This is a genomic window from Stenotrophomonas sp. YJH_SMC_10 (assembly GCF_059371555.1).
Genome location: NZ_JCAFUS010000005.1, coordinates 140061 through 155154, shown reverse-complemented (window position 1 = coordinate 155154; position 15094 = coordinate 140061). Strand labels below are relative to the sequence as shown.

Annotated in this window: 16 protein-coding genes; 8 read left to right on the top strand and 8 right to left on the bottom strand. The window is 67.5% G+C overall.

The features are described 5' to 3' along the window. Nucleotides 1-27: 27 nt before the first annotated feature. The 8 genes from AC5P9C_RS09375 to AC5P9C_RS09340 all read right to left on the bottom strand — a co-directional run bounded on the left by AC5P9C_RS09375 (nt 28) and on the right by AC5P9C_RS09340 (nt 7918). Nucleotides 28-417, bottom strand: a complete 390-nt coding sequence (locus AC5P9C_RS09375) for a Na+/H+ antiporter subunit G (protein WP_049468036.1) — start codon at nt 415-417, stop codon at nt 28-30. Further along, nucleotides 414-698: a K+/H+ antiporter subunit F gene (locus AC5P9C_RS09370; RefSeq protein WP_005411334.1), complete on the bottom strand. Its 285-nt coding sequence runs from the start codon at nt 696-698 to the stop codon at nt 414-416. The genes AC5P9C_RS09375 and AC5P9C_RS09370 overlap by 4 nt, the downstream gene beginning before the upstream one ends. Next, nucleotides 695-1201: a Na+/H+ antiporter subunit E gene (locus tag AC5P9C_RS09365; protein ID WP_049468035.1), complete on the bottom strand. Its 507-nt coding sequence runs from the start codon at nt 1199-1201 to the stop codon at nt 695-697. Before AC5P9C_RS09365 ends, AC5P9C_RS09370 begins: the two co-directional genes overlap by 4 nt. Then, nucleotides 1198-2733: a monovalent cation/H+ antiporter subunit D gene (locus AC5P9C_RS09360; protein ID WP_343540714.1), complete on the bottom strand. Its 1536-nt coding sequence runs from the start codon at nt 2731-2733 to the stop codon at nt 1198-1200. The genes AC5P9C_RS09365 and AC5P9C_RS09360 overlap by 4 nt, the downstream gene beginning before the upstream one ends. Further along, the gene (locus AC5P9C_RS09355) at nt 2730-3122 is read right to left on the bottom strand and encodes a Na+/H+ antiporter subunit C (protein WP_049468031.1); all 393 of its coding nucleotides are present in this window, start codon (nt 3120-3122) and stop codon (nt 2730-2732) included. Before AC5P9C_RS09355 ends, AC5P9C_RS09360 begins: the two co-directional genes overlap by 4 nt. Next, on the bottom strand, nt 3122-5950 hold the full coding sequence (locus tag AC5P9C_RS09350; RefSeq protein WP_313287569.1) for a monovalent cation/H+ antiporter subunit A: 2829 nt from the start codon (nt 5948-5950) through the stop codon (nt 3122-3124). The genes AC5P9C_RS09355 and AC5P9C_RS09350 overlap by 1 nt, the downstream gene beginning before the upstream one ends. Before the next feature lie 333 nt (nt 5951-6283). Further along, nucleotides 6284-6769 (bottom strand): Mpo1 family 2-hydroxy fatty acid dioxygenase, encoded by a 486-nt coding sequence (locus AC5P9C_RS09345; RefSeq protein WP_313287568.1) that lies wholly within the window; start codon nt 6767-6769, stop codon nt 6284-6286. A gap of 222 nt (nt 6770-6991) precedes the next feature. Continuing rightward, entirely contained in the window at nt 6992-7918 is a 927-nt protein-coding gene (locus tag AC5P9C_RS09340; RefSeq protein WP_049468023.1) for a phosphoribosylaminoimidazolesuccinocarboxamide synthase, read from the bottom strand. Nucleotides 7919-8062: 144 nt separating this feature from the next. On the opposite strand from AC5P9C_RS09340, the gene AC5P9C_RS09335 reads away from it, so the two are divergent. The 8 genes from AC5P9C_RS09335 to trpD all read left to right on the top strand — a co-directional run bounded on the left by AC5P9C_RS09335 (nt 8063) and on the right by trpD (nt 15088). After that, nucleotides 8063-8392, top strand: a complete 330-nt coding sequence (locus tag AC5P9C_RS09335; RefSeq protein ID WP_008265098.1) for a J domain-containing protein — start codon at nt 8063-8065, stop codon at nt 8390-8392. 29 nt (nt 8393-8421) lie between these two features. Continuing rightward, nucleotides 8422-9099: a ribulose-phosphate 3-epimerase gene (rpe, locus tag AC5P9C_RS09330; RefSeq protein WP_064239392.1), complete on the top strand. Its 678-nt coding sequence runs from the start codon at nt 8422-8424 to the stop codon at nt 9097-9099. 12 nt (nt 9100-9111) lie between these two features. Next, a complete protein-coding gene (locus AC5P9C_RS09325) occupies nt 9112-9594 on the top strand; it encodes a GNAT family N-acetyltransferase (RefSeq protein ID WP_057494390.1) in 483 nt (160 codons plus the stop codon). A gap of 302 nt (nt 9595-9896) precedes the next feature. Next, nucleotides 9897-10835, top strand: coding sequence for a lipid kinase YegS (gene yegS, locus AC5P9C_RS09320; RefSeq protein ID WP_197640208.1), 939 nt, complete (start codon nt 9897-9899; stop codon nt 10833-10835). A gap of 292 nt (nt 10836-11127) precedes the next feature. Then, nucleotides 11128-12603: an anthranilate synthase component I gene (trpE, locus tag AC5P9C_RS09315; protein ID WP_057494325.1), complete on the top strand. Its 1476-nt coding sequence runs from the start codon at nt 11128-11130 to the stop codon at nt 12601-12603. Nucleotides 12604-12670: 67 nt separating this feature from the next. Continuing rightward, the gene (locus AC5P9C_RS09310) at nt 12671-13450 is read left to right on the top strand and encodes an SIMPL domain-containing protein (RefSeq protein ID WP_049468014.1); all 780 of its coding nucleotides are present in this window, start codon (nt 12671-12673) and stop codon (nt 13448-13450) included. Between the two features lie 2 nt (nt 13451-13452). Further along, on the top strand, nt 13453-14040 hold the full coding sequence (locus AC5P9C_RS09305) for an anthranilate synthase component II (RefSeq protein ID WP_343540890.1): 588 nt from the start codon (nt 13453-13455) through the stop codon (nt 14038-14040). A 16-nt stretch (nt 14041-14056) separates the two neighbouring features. Then, entirely contained in the window at nt 14057-15088 is a 1032-nt protein-coding gene (trpD, locus tag AC5P9C_RS09300; protein ID WP_130768253.1) for an anthranilate phosphoribosyltransferase, read from the top strand. Nucleotides 15089-15094: the final 6 nt, after the last annotated feature.

The following is a 15094-nucleotide window of genomic DNA, read 5'->3' as shown; positions in this document are numbered from 1 at the left end:
CTTGCCACTGCCGGCCAGCGGCCGGCACTACCGGTTCTGCGGGGTGTCTTCTTCCCGCGCCGGTTCCGGCGGCGGCAGCTGCTCTTCGGCGGCACGCTCGTTGCCGGGCAGGCTGGGGCGGGTCTCCATCAGCAGCGACAGCGCGGCCTTGGCCATCATGTGCGCGCTGATCGGTGCGGTGATGAACAGGAACACGGTAATCAGCAGTTCGCGCGGTTGCGGGTCCTGGCCGAGGAAGATGTGGTAGCACACCGAGCACACCAGCACGCAGCCCACGCCCAGCGTGCTGGCCTTGGTCGGCGCGTGCAGGCGCTTGAAGAAGGTGGACAGCTTCACCAGGCCCAATGCGCCGACCAGGATGAAGAAGCAGCCGAACAGCAGCAGGATCGACAGGCCGATCTGGATCGCGGTGATCATTCGACGATGTCCCGGCGCAGCACGAACTTGCTCAGCACCACGGTGCTGCCGAAGCCGAGCATGGCGATGATCAGCGCCGCCTCGAAATAGATCGGCGAGTTGAGGTACATGCCGAACAGCATCAGCTCGGCGATCGCGGTCACCGACAAGGTGTCCAGGGCGAGAATGCGGTCGGGCACGGTCGGCCCGCGCAGCAGGCGCCAGGTGGCCAGCAGCATGGCCAGGCCGACCACGTGCATGCACACTACCAGGGTGGTCTGGATGACTTCAAAACCGGTCATGGGAAGATCTCCATCAACGGCGCCTCGTAACGGCGCTTGATCGTATCGATCAGGTCCTGGGGGTCCTCCAGGTGCAGCACGTGCACCAGCAGGAACCTGCGGTCGTCGCTGAGCGCGGCCGAGACCGTGCCCGGGGTCAGGGTGATCATGCTGGTCAGCGCGGCGATGCCGTGGATGTTGGCGATGTCCAGCGGCAGCCAGATGAAACCCGGGTGGATGTTCTTTTCCGGGCCCAGCACCTGCAGGGCGACGCGGATGTTGGACATCAGGATGTCCCACAGGGTCACGCACACCAGCTTGGGCAGTGGCCGCAGCGTACCGATGCGCGCGAACTCGCGGTCCAGGCGCGCGGCGAACAGCGGCACCACCACGCCCAGCAGCAGCCCCAGCACGATCTGGCCGAGGGTGAAGCTGTCGGACATCAGCAGCCAGAACGCCACCACCATGATGCTGAGCATCGGCGAGGGGATCAAGCGGCGGAACAGGGAGCGCTGGGCAGTCATGGCTGGCGGATCTCCGGCGTGGTCGCGCGCAGCTGCTGCACGTACTCGCTGGGTTGCAGCAGCTGTGCGGCGGTGGCGTCGGTGTAGCGCATCAACGGTGCAGCGGCCAGCGTCATCCCGATGCCGTAGGCCAGCAACAGGCAGGCGGCGTAGAGCTCCACCCGGCGCAGAGGAGCCTTGCGCGGCTTCGGTGCCTCCGGGTCGACCGGCGGCACGCGCCAGAACAGGCGGATGCCGCCGCGGGTCAGGCCCATGATCACCAGCAGGCTGCTGACCAGCACGGCGGTCCAGACCGGCCCGGTGTACTGCGCCGGCATGCCGGCCAGCAACGCGGCCTTGGCCAGGAAGCCGGACAGTGGCGGCAGGCCGGCCACCGACACTGCCCCGATCAGGAACAGCACCGCTGGGGTTTCCTTGCCCGGCATCGGTGCCACCACTTCCTTGCGGTCGCTGGCACCGCCGCGACGACGGCGGATCAGGTCGGCGATCAGGAACAGCGCGGCGGCGACGAAGCTGCTGTGCGGCAGGTAGTACAGGCCCGCCGAGAGAACCTGCGGTGTGCCCACCGAGAAGGCGATGAACAGCGTGGCCGCCGACACGATCACCAGGTACGAGATCAGGACGCGCAGGCGGGTCGCGGCCAGTGCACCCAGGCCACCGAGCACCAGCGTCGCCACGCCGGCCCACAGCAGCCAGTCGCGGCCATAGCCGGCCATCGCGCCTGCGTCGTCGCCGAACCACAGCATCTGGATGCGCAGCACCGAGTACAGGCCGACCTTGGTCATGATCGCAAACAGCGCGGCGACCGCCGCCGGCGCGCGCGAATAGGCTTCCGGCAGCCACAGGTACAGCGGCATCAGCGCGGCCTTGGCGCAGAACACCAGCAGCAACAGGCCCATCGTCGCCTTCACCAGGGTCAGCTGTGCCGCTGGCACCTGCGCGATGCGCTGCGACAGCTCGGCCATGTTCAGCGAACCCAGGGTGGCGTACAGCAGGCCCAGCGCGATCAGGAACAGGGTCGAGGCGGTGACGTTGAACACCACGTAGTGCAGGCCGATGCGCATGCGCAGGCCACGACCGCCGCTGAGCAGCAGGCCGTAGGAGGCGATCAGCATCACCTCGAAGAACACGAACAGGTTGAAGATGTCGCCGGTCAGGAACGCCCCGTTGAGGCCGACCAGTTGGAACTGGAACAACGCGTGGAAGTGCGGGGCGCGGCGGTCCCAGCCGGAACAGGCATGCAGCAGGCAGGGGATGGCCAGCAGCAGGGTGGTCAGCAGCATCCACGCCGACAGCCGGTCGGCCACCAGTGCGATGCCCAGCCGCGACGGCCAGTCGCCGAGCAGGTAGACGTTGATCTCGCCGCCGGCGGTGGTGGCAAACAGCAGGCCCACCGCCAGCGCCAGCGCCGACAGCGCGGTCCAGGCCACCGCGCGCTGCACCCGGGGGCCATAGCGGCGGTGTTCGACGAACAGCGACAGTGCGGCACCCAGCAGCGGAATCAGGATCGGCAGGATCACCAGATGGTTCATGCGCGGTCCTCGCCCTGGCGCGGCGGCGCGCGTTCATCCTGCAGGTCGTCGTCCGGCTCGTGGGCGTCCACATGGTCGCTGTGGTTGTCGCTGCGGCTGCGCATGGCCAGCACGATGCTCACCGCGGTCATCGCGAAGGCGATCACGATCGCGGTCAGCACCAGCGCCTGCGGCAGCGGGTCGGTGTAGTTGCCGAGGTGGCTGTCCACGCCTTCCTGCAGCACCGGCGCCTTGCCCAGCACCACCCGGCCACCGGCGAAGATCAGCAGGTTGGTCGCATAGGACAGGAAGGTCATGCCGAGGATCACATCGAAGCTGCGCGCACGCAGCAGCAGGTAGATGCCGATGGCGGTCAGCACGCCGATCGCGGTGGCCAGGGCCAGTTCCATCAGTGCATCTCCCCGGTGCGTGCCGAACGGCGTTGCAGGTCGATCTCGCCCTTGCGGGCAGTGCGGGTACGCGACGGCTTGATCGTGCCCATCATCGACAGCATCAGCATGGCGCCGCCGAACACCACCAGGTAGACGCCGATGTCAAAACCAATCGCGCTGGCCAGCGGCACCTCGCCGATCAGCGGCAGGTGCAGGTCGAGATGGCCGCTGGTCAGGAACGGCACGCCGAACAGCATCGAGGCGCTGCCGCTGAGCAGGGCGATCAGCAGGCCCATGCCGATGCAACGGATGTAGTCGAAGCCGAAGCGCGACTCCACCGACGCGGTGCCCTGGATCACGTACTGGATCAGCAGCGGCACCGCCAGCACCAGGCCGGCGATGAAGCCACCGCCCGGTGCGTTGTGGCCGCGCAGGAACAGGAAGATCGACACGGTCAGGGTCAGCGGGAACATGATCTGGGCCAGGTCGGCCGGCACCGGCAGCTTGATCGGCGGGCCGGGCATGATCTGCTCCGGTGCCATCCGCGTGCGCCGCAGCAGCGCATGCACCACCAGCGCGGCGATGCCGAACACGGTGATCTCGCCGAAGGTATCGAAGCCGCGGAAGTCCACCAGGATCACGTTGACCACGTTCTGGCCGTAGGCCTCGGGCAGCGCCCGGGCGAGCAGCTCGCCGGCCATGGTGTTCGGCGGCAGGGTCATCGCGGAGTAGGCCAGCGCGCCAAGCCCGGCACCGGCGATGATCGCGATCACCGCATCGCGGCGCTTGCGCCAGCGCGGCCGCTCCGGCCCGGACTGCGCCGGCAGGTAGTTCATGCCCAGCAGCATCAGCACCAGCGTCACCATCTCCACCAGCAGCTGGGTCAGGGCCAGGTCGGGCGCGGACAGGAACACGAAGGTCAGCGCCACCATCAGGCCGACGCCGCCGACCAGCAGCACCGCCAGCAGGCGCTGCTTGTAGATGCGCAGGGTAGCCACCGCGCAGGCCATCATCACCAGCCACAGCGCCCAGCCCAGCAGCGGGATCGGCTGTGGCCTGGTCCAGTCCGGCGAGGCGGGGTTGGCCACGAACGGCGCGGCGGCGGCCACGATCGCCACCAGCACCAGGCCCAGCAGCATGCGCTGCAGGCTGCCGTTGGCGATGCCGTTGGTCAGCCGCATGGCCAGTGCGGAGATCGCGTCCAGCTGCGCATGGAACACATTGCGGCCAGTGCTGACGTTGGTCACGGCGTGCAGGTTGATCAGCTTGCGCAGGCCGAAGTACAGGGCCACGCCGCCGACCACGCCGATCGCACTCATCGCCAGCGGCAGGTTGAAGCCGTGCCATACCGCCAGGCTGTACTCGGGCATGGCGTCGCCGAGGATCGAGGCCGCAGCGGCGTGCAGCACCGGCGCTACGGTCAGTGCCGGTGCCACGCCCACCGCGATGCAGATCACCACCAGCAGTTCCACCGGCGCCTTCATCCAGCGCGGCGGTTCGTGGGGCACGCGGTCCAGGTCGTGCGGGCCGGGGCCGAAGAAGGTGTCGTGCACGAAGCGCAGGCTGTACGCCACCCCGAATACGCCAGCCAGCAACGCAGCGATCGACACCGCCGTGCGCATGATTCCCGGGCCCCCGGCCGTGATCGCTTCGGCGAACAGCATTTCCTTCGACAGGAAGCCATTGAGCAGCGGGATGCCAGCCATCGCCAGCGAAGCGATGATCGCCAGCGCGCTGGTGAACGGCATCAGCCTGCGCAGCCCGCCCAGCTTGCGCATGTCGCGGGTGCCGGTCTCGTGGTCGATGATGCCGGCGGCCATGAACAGCGAGGCCTTGAAGGTGGCGTGGTTGAGGATATGGAACACACCGGCCACTACCGCCATCGGCGTGGACAGGCCGAACAGCAGGGTGATCAGGCCCAGGTGCGAGATCGTCGAATAGGCCAGCAGGCCCTTCAGGTCGTGCTGGAAGATCGCGTTCCAGGCACCGATCAGCAGCGTGAGCGCGCCGATGCCGCTGACCGTGTAGAAGAACAGGTCGCTGCCGGCCAGCACCGGGTGCAGGCGCGCCAGCAGGAAGACGCCGGCCTTCACCATGGTGGCCGAGTGCAGGTAGGCCGAGACCGGTGTCGGCGCGGCCATCGCGTGTGGCAGCCAGAAGTGGAACGGGAACTGCGCGCTCTTGGTGAAGATACCGGCCAGTACCAGGAACAGCGCGTACGGGTACAGCGCGCTGGCGCGGATCTGCTCGCCGGCGGCCAGCACCACGTCCAGGTCGAAGCTGCCGACGATGCGGCCGATCAGCAGCACGCCACCGAGCAGGGCCAGGCCGCCGCCGCCGGTGATCACCAGCGCCATGCGTGCGCCTTCGCGCGCGTCCTGGCGGTGCGACCAGAAGCCGATCAGCAGGAACGAGCTGATGCTGGTCATTTCCCAGAAGATCATCAGCAGCAGCAGGTTGCCCGACAGCACCATGCCCAGCATGGCACCCATGAACAGCAGCAGGTAGCAGTAGAAGCGGTGCGCGTTGTCCTGCTGGCTCAGGTAGTAGCGTGCGTACAGCACCACCAGCGCGCCGATGCCCAGCACCAGGCCGGCGAACATCCAGGCCAACCCGTCCAGGCGCAGCGTGAAGTCCAGGCCGATCTGCGGCAGCCACGGCACCAGCGTGCGGACCACCTGGCCGTCGAGCACCGACGGGGTCAGCCAGCCGAGGATGGCCAGCCCGCCCAACGGCGCCAGTGCCGCCAGCCAGGCAGCGGTGGAGCGCGAACTACGGGGGAAGGCCGCAACGGCCGCTGCCATCAGGAACGGCAGGGCCAGCAGCAGGGGCAGGCTGGGGAGCATGCAGGGAATCCATGATTCACGAGCAGGTCAGGGAGGATAACAGGCTGCGAAATGTCGCCGAAACCCATCGAACGGCGATCAACTGCATGTAACGTCCGCTGATTCATTTTTTTCGCGGCGCAGCATCGCGTTCCTGTTGCTTCTCCCCGCTTGCCCTCGGGGGACACCCTACGCCCACGCAGGGAGACCGCAGGCCCTGTCGCACAGGGGCTGCCGCCAACGGGCGAGAGGTGGGGAGCGAGTCACTGCCGCAGGCTGGCAGGGCCGCCGTGGAGCGTGGGTGACGGAATCCGCCCGTTCAGGAAACGACGGCCACTGTCGGCCACCGCAAGCTCAGTAGCGCCAGTCGAGCTTGCGGTAGATCTTGGCCATCACCCAGGCCGGGCCGATCAGCAGGTAGGTCAGGTCGGTCAGGAAGCTGGGCTTGCGGCCCTCGAACTTGTGGCCGATGAACTGCGCGATCCAGGCCACCACGAACACCCCTACCGCCAGCCAGCGCAGCCCCTGCAGGCCGATTTCGGCCTCCAGCAGGCGGCACAGGCAGCCGAACACGAAGAACTGGATGAGCATGCCGATGCCCAGCGGACGCGACAGCTTGTTGTAGAAGCACCAGGCACTGAACATCGCCAACGCCGACCAGATGCCGTACTGGAACCAGGTGATCAGCGGTGGCAGGCACCACAGCAGGGCCACCACCGACCACAGGATCGCCGGCACCGCCACCACGTGGATGCGCTGGTTGATCACATTGCGATGGTCGTCGGAGTAGCTGGCGAAATAGCGGTCGATCGGCCGCGCAAGCTGGGTGGATGTCTGCATGCTGCGTCGCTTCCTCGGACAACGGTAGTGCCGGCCGCCGGCCGGCACTCCAGAGCATAGCCGAGTTCGCGAGGTTGCCGGCCAGCGGCCGGCACTACCCCGGGTAACCGGCAGTAGAGCCAGGCCATGCCTGGATGCAGGTGTTCGCTGAGGTTGCCGGCCAGCGGCCGGCACTACCGCGTTCAGAACGCCCCCCGCCTTTCCGGCCGGGGGCGCAGGGGATCAGTCGACGCTGATCCCGGCCAGGCGCTGCAGCGCCTCGGCGTACTTGGCGCGGGTGCGCTCGATGATCTCGGCCGGGATGGTCGGGCCCGGGGCGGTCTTGCCCCAGTCCAGCGTCTCCAGGTAATCGCGCACGAACTGCTTGTCGTAGCTCGGCGGGCTGGTGCCCACTTCGTACTCGTCGGCCGGCCAGTAACGCGAGGAATCCGGCGTCAGCATCTCGTCCATGATGTACAGGCGGCCATCGGCGTCGGTACCGAACTCGAACTTGGTGTCGGCCAGGAGGATGCCGCGTTCGCGGGCGTAATCGGCGGCGAACTTGTAGATGCGCAGGGTGGCGTCGCGCACGCGCTCGGCCAGTTCCGCACCGACCTGCTTCACCATCGCATCGAAATCGATGTTCTCGTCGTGGTCGCCGACGGCGGCCTTGGTCGACGGGGTGAAGATCGGCTCGGGCAGCTGCTCGGCCTGGCGCAGGCCATCCGGCAGGTCGATGCCGCTGACCTTGCCGGTGCGCTGGTAGTCCTTCCAGCCGCTGCCGATCAGGTAGCCGCGCGCGATCGCTTCCACCGGCACCGGCTTCAGCTTGCGGGTGACCACCGCGCGCCGGGCGTACAGGGCCGGGTCCACGCCCTCGGGCAGCACGCTGGCCACGTCGATGCCGGTCAGGTGGTTGGGCATCAGGTGGGCGGTCTTGGCGAACCAGAAGTTGGAGACCTGGCAGAGCATCTCGCCCTTGCCCGGGATCGGGTCGGGCAGCACGACATCGAACGCAGACAGGCGATCGGTGGCCACCATCAGCAGGTAATCGCCCGGCGGGGTTCCGGCTGGCAGCCGCTCGCGCGGGATATCGAACACATCACGCACCTTGCCGCGATGGCGCAAGGGCAGGCCGGGGAGATCGGATTGCAACAGCGTGGTTGGCACGGGCACTCCTGGGGCGTTGTCGATACGGCTGCTGCCCAACGGACCCGGCGGGCCCGCTGACCAGCGGGCGGCCTAGTGTAAAGCGGTCCGGGCCCGCTGTGACGTAAAATGAGCGTCCATTTCGTCGGTCCACCCCGGAGCGCCATGCGCTGGTACGGAAAACTGCTCGGATTCATCGCCGGCGCCCTGCTGTTCCGGCCCAATCCGCTGTTCGGCGCCGTGGTGGGGCTGCTGATCGGCCACGCCTTCGACTCGGACTGGTTCCGCCTGAACAAGGAGAACCCGTACCGGGAGCTGGGGCTGACCTCCGAGGCCACCGATGCCGAGATCGAGCGCGCCTACCGCAAGCTGATCTCCCAGTACCACCCCGACAAGCTTGGCGGCGCCGCCCCGGAGCTGCAGCAGCAGGCCGAGCAGAAGTCGCGGCGGATCAATGCCGCCTACGACCGCATCAAGACCCTGCGCAAGCGCTGACCCCTTTCCCCTCGTTGCAAGGCCCGGCCATGTCCCACTGCCTCATCGCCCCCTCCATCCTGTCCGCCAACTTCGCCCGCCTCGGCGAGGAAGTCGACAACGTCCTCGCCGCTGGCGCGGACTGGGTCCACTTCGACGTGATGGACAACCACTACGTGCCGAACCTGACCATCGGCCCGATGGTCTGCCAGGCGCTGCGCAAGCACGGCGTGACCGCACCGATCGACGTGCACCTGATGGTCGAGCCGGTGGACCGCATCATTCCGGACTTCGCCGAGGCCGGTGCCACCTACATCAGCTTCCATCCGGAGGCGAGCCGCCACGTGCACCGCACCATCCAGCTGATCCGCTCGCTGGGCTGCAAGCCGGGCATCGTGCTCAATCCGGCCACGCCGGTGGACATCCTCGACTGGGTGCTGGAGGACCTGGACCTGGTGCTGCTGATGTCGGTCAATCCGGGCTTCGGCGGCCAGGCCTTCATCCCCTCGGCGCTGGACAAGCTGAAGGTCGTGCGCAAGATGATCGACGCCAGCGGCAAGGACATCCGCCTGGAGATCGACGGTGGCGTGAAGGCTGACAACATCGGCCAGATCGCTGCCGCTGGCGCCGATACCTTCGTCGCCGGTTCGGCCATCTTCAATGCCAAGACCAGCTACCAGGACGTGATCGCGCAGATGCGCGCCAACGTTGCCGCGGCGCGGGGCTGAACCATGAGCACGGTGGCCGTGTTGAACATCCGCCCGGCCACCGTGGCCGATGCCGGTCTGATCCTGCATTTCATCCGCGAGCTGGCCATTTACGAGAAGGCCGAGCACTCGGTGCAGACCGATGAGATCGGCATCGCCGAGAGCCTGTTCGGACCCGATGCCACGGCGCGCGCCCTGATCTGCGAAGCCGGTGGCGAGGCCATCGGTTACGCCGTGTATTTCTACAACTACTCGACCTGGCTGGGCCGCAAGGGCATCTACCTGGAAGACCTGTATGTCAGCCAGGAAAAGCGTGGCGCAGGCGCTGGCAGGGCGCTGCTGAAGTACATCGCCCGGCAGGCCGTGGCCGAAGGCTGCGGCCGGTTCGAGTGGTCGGTGCTGGACTGGAACACCCCGGCCATCGCGTTCTACACCGCTGCCGGCGCGAAGCCGCAGGACGAGTGGACCGTGTACCGGCTGCAGGGCCAGGCGCTGCACGATTTCGCCAACGGGTGAGATGACGTGCATCCATGCACGGCGGGGATCTACGGCCGGGCAAAAAAAAGCCACGCCCATCACGGGCGTGGCTTCGCTGCATGCGTGGGAGGCTGATCCTGCCTCCATCCGTCGTCCCTGCTATGGCCTTCCATTTTCCGGGCCGGCAATGACATCTGCATGACATCGCCGTTGCGGTGCCGCGTCGGCTCCCCTGCACCATCATCCACGCATGGCGTGGATCTACGGCTTCCAAGCGTTGGCGTTCACTGGCAGCGAACGCGCGATTGCTAGCCTGTGCCGCCCATCTCTGGAAGCTCTGCATGACCACCCCGCGCTGGCGCCTGATCCTCAATGGAAAATCCGCTGGCAACGAGGAGCTGCGCGATGCCGTCGGCCACTGGCGCGGGCAGGGCGTGCAGCTGGACGTACGGGTGACCTGGGAAGACGGCGACGCCGAACGCTACGTTGCCGAAGCCATCGACCATGGCGTGGACGTGATCGTGGCCGCCGGTGGCGACGGCACGCTCAGTGCCGTGGCCGAAACCCTGGCCCATCGCGATGAACCGGCGCAGGCGCTGCCTTCGCTGGCGCTGGTCCCGATGGGGACCGCCAACGATTTCGCCACGGCTGCCGGCATCCCGACCGGGCCCCAGGAGGCCTTCGCCCTGATCGGCCAGGCACCGCCGCATGCCATCGACCTGTTGCGCGTGGATGCCGATGGCACGCCCTGGTGGTGCGCCAACCTCGCCAGTGGTGGCTTCGGCACGCAGGTGACGGTGGAGACCGATGCCGGCTTGAAGAAGATGCTGGGTGGGCTGGCCTACGTGATCACCGGCATCGCCAAGCTGGGCCGCATCGAGCCGATCACCGCGCGCCTGTCCGGCCCGGATTTCGCTTGGGAAGGCGACTTCATCGCGCTCGGCATCGGCAATGGCCGCCAGGCCGGCGGTGGCCAGCAGCTGTGCCCGCAGGCCCTGATCGACGACGGGCTGCTGGATGTCACCGTGCTGCCAGAGCTGGAAGGGGAGGTCACCGCCACCCTCGGCCAGATGCTGAAGTCCGGCACGCAGGCCGCGCTCGAACAATTGGCCACGCGCGCGAGGCTGCCGTGGCTGCAGGTGCAAGCCGAGCGGCCGCTGACGCTCAACCTGGACGGCGAACCGGTGCAGGCGCGCCAGTTCCGCATCGCGTGCGTGCCGGGCAGGGTGCGGATGCACCTGCCGGTCGGTTGCCCGTTGCTGGCCGGGCAGGGGGGATAGAGTCGACTGTCAGTCGACTGCTCTTCGTTCCGACGGCATAAAACCCCGCGCGACGCGCGCAAGTCGACCAACAGTCGACTCTACCGGTCCGCGTCGTCGGTTCCCGTGGCCGGCCCCGCCCGTCCCGTGGTTCAGTTTCCCAGGGTTCCCCTGCCGACCAAGCTGCGATACAGTCAAGGGGTGTCCAGCCTGACGACCCCGCATACCCTTTCTTCCGCACGCCGTTGGTGGCGATGGTGGCCCGTTGCCGTCGTCCGCCCCCATAACGCTGTGTCCCGGAAGGAAAGTCGTCTTGAACTCGCACGCTCAGTTTCAGCAGCAGGCCGCTGAAGGCCACACCCATATTCCCGTCGTCCGTGAAGTGCTGTCCGACCTGGACACGCCGCTCTCGGTCTATCTGAAGCTCGCCGACGGCCCCAATACCTACCTGTTTGAATCCGTCGAAGGCGGCGAGCGCTTTGGTCGTTACTCGATCATCGGGCTGCCGGCGCGGCGCGTTTACGCCTTCCATGGCCACACGCTGACCGTGCGCGAAGACGGCCAGGTGGTTGACACCCGCGAGGTGGCCGACCCGTTCGCCGAAGTCGAGGCGCTGCGCAGCGCCCACTCGGTGCCGAAGCTGGACGGCCTGCCGGGCTTCACCGGTGGCCTGGTCGGCTGGTTCGGTTTCGAGTGCATCGGCTACATCGAGCCGCGCCTGGCCCCGCCCGCTGGCCGCGATGAACTGGGCACGCCGGACATCCTGCTGCTGGACTCCAACGAGCTGGCGGTGTTCGACAACCTCAAGGGCCGGCTGTACCTGATCGTGCACGCCGACCCGCGCGTCGACGGTGCCTTCGAACAGGCGCAGGCGCGCCTGGATGCCCTGACGGCGAAGCTGCGTGCACCGGGTGCCGGCTATCCCGCCCCGCTCAACAGCGACGTGCTGGACGAATCGGATTTCGTCTCCGGGTTCACCCGCGAAGGGTTCGTCGATGCGGTCCAGCGCAGCAAGGAATACATCCGCGCCGGTGACATCTTCCAGGTGGTGCTCAGCCAGCGCCTGAGCGTGCCGTTCAAGGCGCGCCCGGTGGATGTGTACCGCGCGCTGCGTGCACTGAACCCGTCGCCTTACATGTATTTCCTGGATGTCGGCGACCTGCAGGTGGTCGGCTCCTCGCCGGAAATCCTGGTACGCCTTCAGGATGGCGAAGTCACTGTGCGCCCAATTGCCGGCACCCGTCCGCGCGGTGCCACCGTCGAGCAGGACCTGGCGCTGGAAGCCGAGCTGCTGGCCGACCCGAAGGAACGCGCCGAGCACCTGATGCTGATCGACCTCGGCCGCAACGATGCTGGCCGCGTCTCGAAGGCCGGCACCGTGGAAGTGGGCGAGCAGTTCGTGATCGAACGCTACAGCCACGTCATGCACATCGTCAGCGAAGTCACCGGGCAGCTGCAGCCGGGGCTGAGCTATGCCGACGTGCTGCGTGCCACCTTCCCGGCCGGCACGGTCAGCGGCGCGCCGAAGATCCGCGCGCTGGAAGTGATCCGCGAGCTGGAACCGATCAAGCGCAATGTCTACGCCGGCAGCATCGGCTACATCGGCTGGCACGGCGATGCCGATACCGCGATCGCGATCCGCACCGCGGTGATCAAGGATGGCCGCCTGTACGTGCAGGCCGGCGCCGGCATCGTCTACGACTCGGACCCGGACAAGGAATGGGACGAGACGATGAACAAGGGCCGCGCGCTGTTCCGCGCTGTCGCCCAGGCTGCCAAGGGCCTGTGAGCCTTTCCGTGCCGTGGCCTGCGCCGCGGCACCTCCTGCTGTTCCCATTCAAGACAAGGAGTACCGCATGAAGCTGCTGAGCGCATTGCTGTGGTCGTCGCTGCTGGCCACGATGGCCCCGTCTGCGTGGGCGCAGGCCAATACCATTCCTTCGCAGCCGCACCTGCTGGTGAAGGGGCAGGGCACCCGCACGGTGATGCCGGACCGGTTCGGCCTGCAGTTGAACATCGAAGAGACCGACATGGATGCCGATGCGGCGCGCCGCCGCGTGCAGGGCAACGTGGCCCGCGTGCTGGCGCTGTTCAAGCAGCACAAGGCGGTGGAGGGCAGCGTGCGTGCGGACAACCTGCGGATCGGCCCGGCGACGCGCTACGAGCAGAACCGGCAGGTCTTCATCGGTACCCGCGTGTCGCGCCAGCTGCGCGCCAGCTTTGCCAGCGTGAAGGCGATGCAGGACGTCCTGGGTGCGTTGAAGGCCAACGAGAACGTGCAGGTCAGCAGCATGGCGCCGACCTACTCGGGCGAAGCGGCGTTGCGGCGCGAACTCAAGGGCGAGGCCGCAGCCCAGACCCGCCAGTCCGCGCAGGGCCTGGCCAAGGCCTACGGCACGCGGCTGCGCGGTCTGTACAGCATCTCCGACGTGGCGCCGAACTTCGCCTACGGCATCCAGGCCGGGCAATGGCCGCAGCCGGGCGAAGACGGCGGGGATCTCGACAGGATCTCGGTGACCGGCAGCTACGCGCCCGCCTCGGCGCCTGCGCCCGCTGAGCCCGAATCCGTTGAAGCCGGCCCCATCACCTACACCGAAAACGTATACGCCATTTTCCTGATAAGCGACGGAACCTGACCATGTTGTGGATGATCGACAACTACGACAGCTTCACCTACAACCTCGTGCAGTACCTGCAGACGCTGGGCGCCGAAGTGAAGGTGGTGCGCAATGATGCGATGAGCGTGGATGAGATCGCCGCGCAGAAGCCCGAGCGCCTCGTCATCTCGCCTGGCCCGTGCACGCCCAACGAAGCGGGCGTGTCGCTGGAATTGATCCAGCGCCTGGGCCCGACCACGCCGATCCTCGGCGTGTGCCTGGGCCACCAGGGCATCGGCCAGGTCTACGGCGGCACTGTCATCCGTGCCGGCAACATCATGCACGGCAAGACCTCGCCGATCCGCCATGAAGGCAAGGGCGTGTTCGCCGGCCTGCCCGACCGCTACCAGGCCACCCGCTACCACTCGCTGGTGGTAGACAAGAACAGCCTGCCCGATGTGCTGGAAGTGACCGCCTGGACCGAGAACGAGGACGGCTCGATCGAAGAGATCATGGGCCTGCGCCACCGCCAGTTCCCGGTGGAGGGCGTGCAGTTCCACCCCGAATCCATCCTCACCGAACACGGCCACGCCCTGCTGCGCAATTTCCTGCAGCGCCCGGCGGCCTGATCCAAGGAGCATTCCCATGAGCTTCTCCCCCCAGGAAGCCCTGCATCGCACCATCGAGCACCGCGAAATCTTCTTCGACGAAATGGTCGACCTGATGCGGCAGATCATGCGCGGCGACGTGTCGCCGATGATGACCGCGGCGATCCTCACCGGCCTGCGGGTGAAGAAGGAGACTGTGGACGAGATCGCCGCGGCGGCCACCGTGATGCGTGAATTCGCCCGGCCAGTGCCGGTGGCCGATACCTCCAACCTGGTTGATATCGTCGGTACCGGTGGTGATGGCTCGCACACCTTCAACATCTCCACCTGCTCGATGTTCGTGGCCGCTGCCGCCGGTGCGCGCGTGGCCAAGCACGGCAACCGCAGCGTGTCTTCCAAGTCCGGCAGTGCCGACGCGCTGGAAGCGCTGGGCGCGGTGATCGAACTGCAGCCGGACCAGGTGGCCGCCGCCATCGACCGGACCGGCATCGGCTTCATGTTCGCGCCGATCCATCACCCCTCGATGAAGGTGGTCGCGCCGGTACGCCGCGAAATGGGCGTGCGCACCATCTTCAACATCCTTGGCCCGCTGACCAATCCGGCCAGCGCGCCGTCGGTACTGATGGGCGTGTTCCATCCCGATCTGGTGGGCATCCAGGCCCGCGTGCTGCGCGAGCTGGGCACCGAGCGCGCCATGGTGGTCTGGGGCCGCGACAACATGGACGAGATCTCGCTGGGCGCCGGCACCCTGGTCGGCGAGCTGCGCGACGGCAAGGTGCGTGAGTACGAGATCCACCCGGAGGACTTCGGCATCGCCATGTCGGCCAGCCGCAACCTGCGCGTGGACGGCCCGGAGCAGTCCATCCAGATGCTGCGCGCCGTGCTGGACAACGTGTCCGGCCCGGCGCTGGACATCGTTGCGTTGAATGCCGGCGCCGCCCTGTACGTGGCCGGCGTGGCCAGCGACATCGGCGATGGCCTGGCCCGCGCCCGTGCCGCCATTGCCAACGGCAGCGCCCGCCAGCGCCTGCAGCAGTACGTGGAAACCACCCGCGCGCTGGTTGCCTGAGCGCGC

Coding starts and splice junctions, on each gene's coding strand:
- AC5P9C_RS09375 (WP_049468036.1), bottom strand. CDS start 417: ATGATCACCGCGATCCAGATCGGCCTGTCGATCCTGCTGCTGTTCGGC.
- AC5P9C_RS09370 (WP_005411334.1), bottom strand. CDS start 698: ATGACCGGTTTTGAAGTCATCCAGACCACCCTGGTAGTGTGCATGCAC.
- AC5P9C_RS09365 (WP_049468035.1), bottom strand. CDS start 1,201: ATGACTGCCCAGCGCTCCCTGTTCCGCCGCTTGATCCCCTCGCCGATG.
- AC5P9C_RS09360 (WP_343540714.1), bottom strand. CDS start 2,733: ATGAACCATCTGGTGATCCTGCCGATCCTGATTCCGCTGCTGGGTGCC.
- AC5P9C_RS09355 (WP_049468031.1), bottom strand. CDS start 3,122: ATGGAACTGGCCCTGGCCACCGCGATCGGCGTGCTGACCGCCATCGGC.
- AC5P9C_RS09350 (WP_313287569.1), bottom strand. CDS start 5,950: ATGCTCCCCAGCCTGCCCCTGCTGCTGGCCCTGCCGTTCCTGATGGCA.
- AC5P9C_RS09345 (WP_313287568.1), bottom strand. CDS start 6,769: ATGCAGACATCCACCCAGCTTGCGCGGCCGATCGACCGCTATTTCGCC.
- AC5P9C_RS09335 (WP_008265098.1), top strand. CDS start 8,063: ATGCGCTGGTACGGAAAACTGCTCGGATTCATCGCCGGCGCCCTGCTG.
- rpe (WP_064239392.1), top strand. CDS start 8,422: ATGTCCCACTGCCTCATCGCCCCCTCCATCCTGTCCGCCAACTTCGCC.
- yegS (WP_197640208.1), top strand. CDS start 9,897: ATGACCACCCCGCGCTGGCGCCTGATCCTCAATGGAAAATCCGCTGGC.
- AC5P9C_RS09310 (WP_049468014.1), top strand. CDS start 12,671: ATGAAGCTGCTGAGCGCATTGCTGTGGTCGTCGCTGCTGGCCACGATG.
- AC5P9C_RS09305 (WP_343540890.1), top strand. CDS start 13,453: ATGTTGTGGATGATCGACAACTACGACAGCTTCACCTACAACCTCGTG.
- trpD (WP_130768253.1), top strand. CDS start 14,057: ATGAGCTTCTCCCCCCAGGAAGCCCTGCATCGCACCATCGAGCACCGC.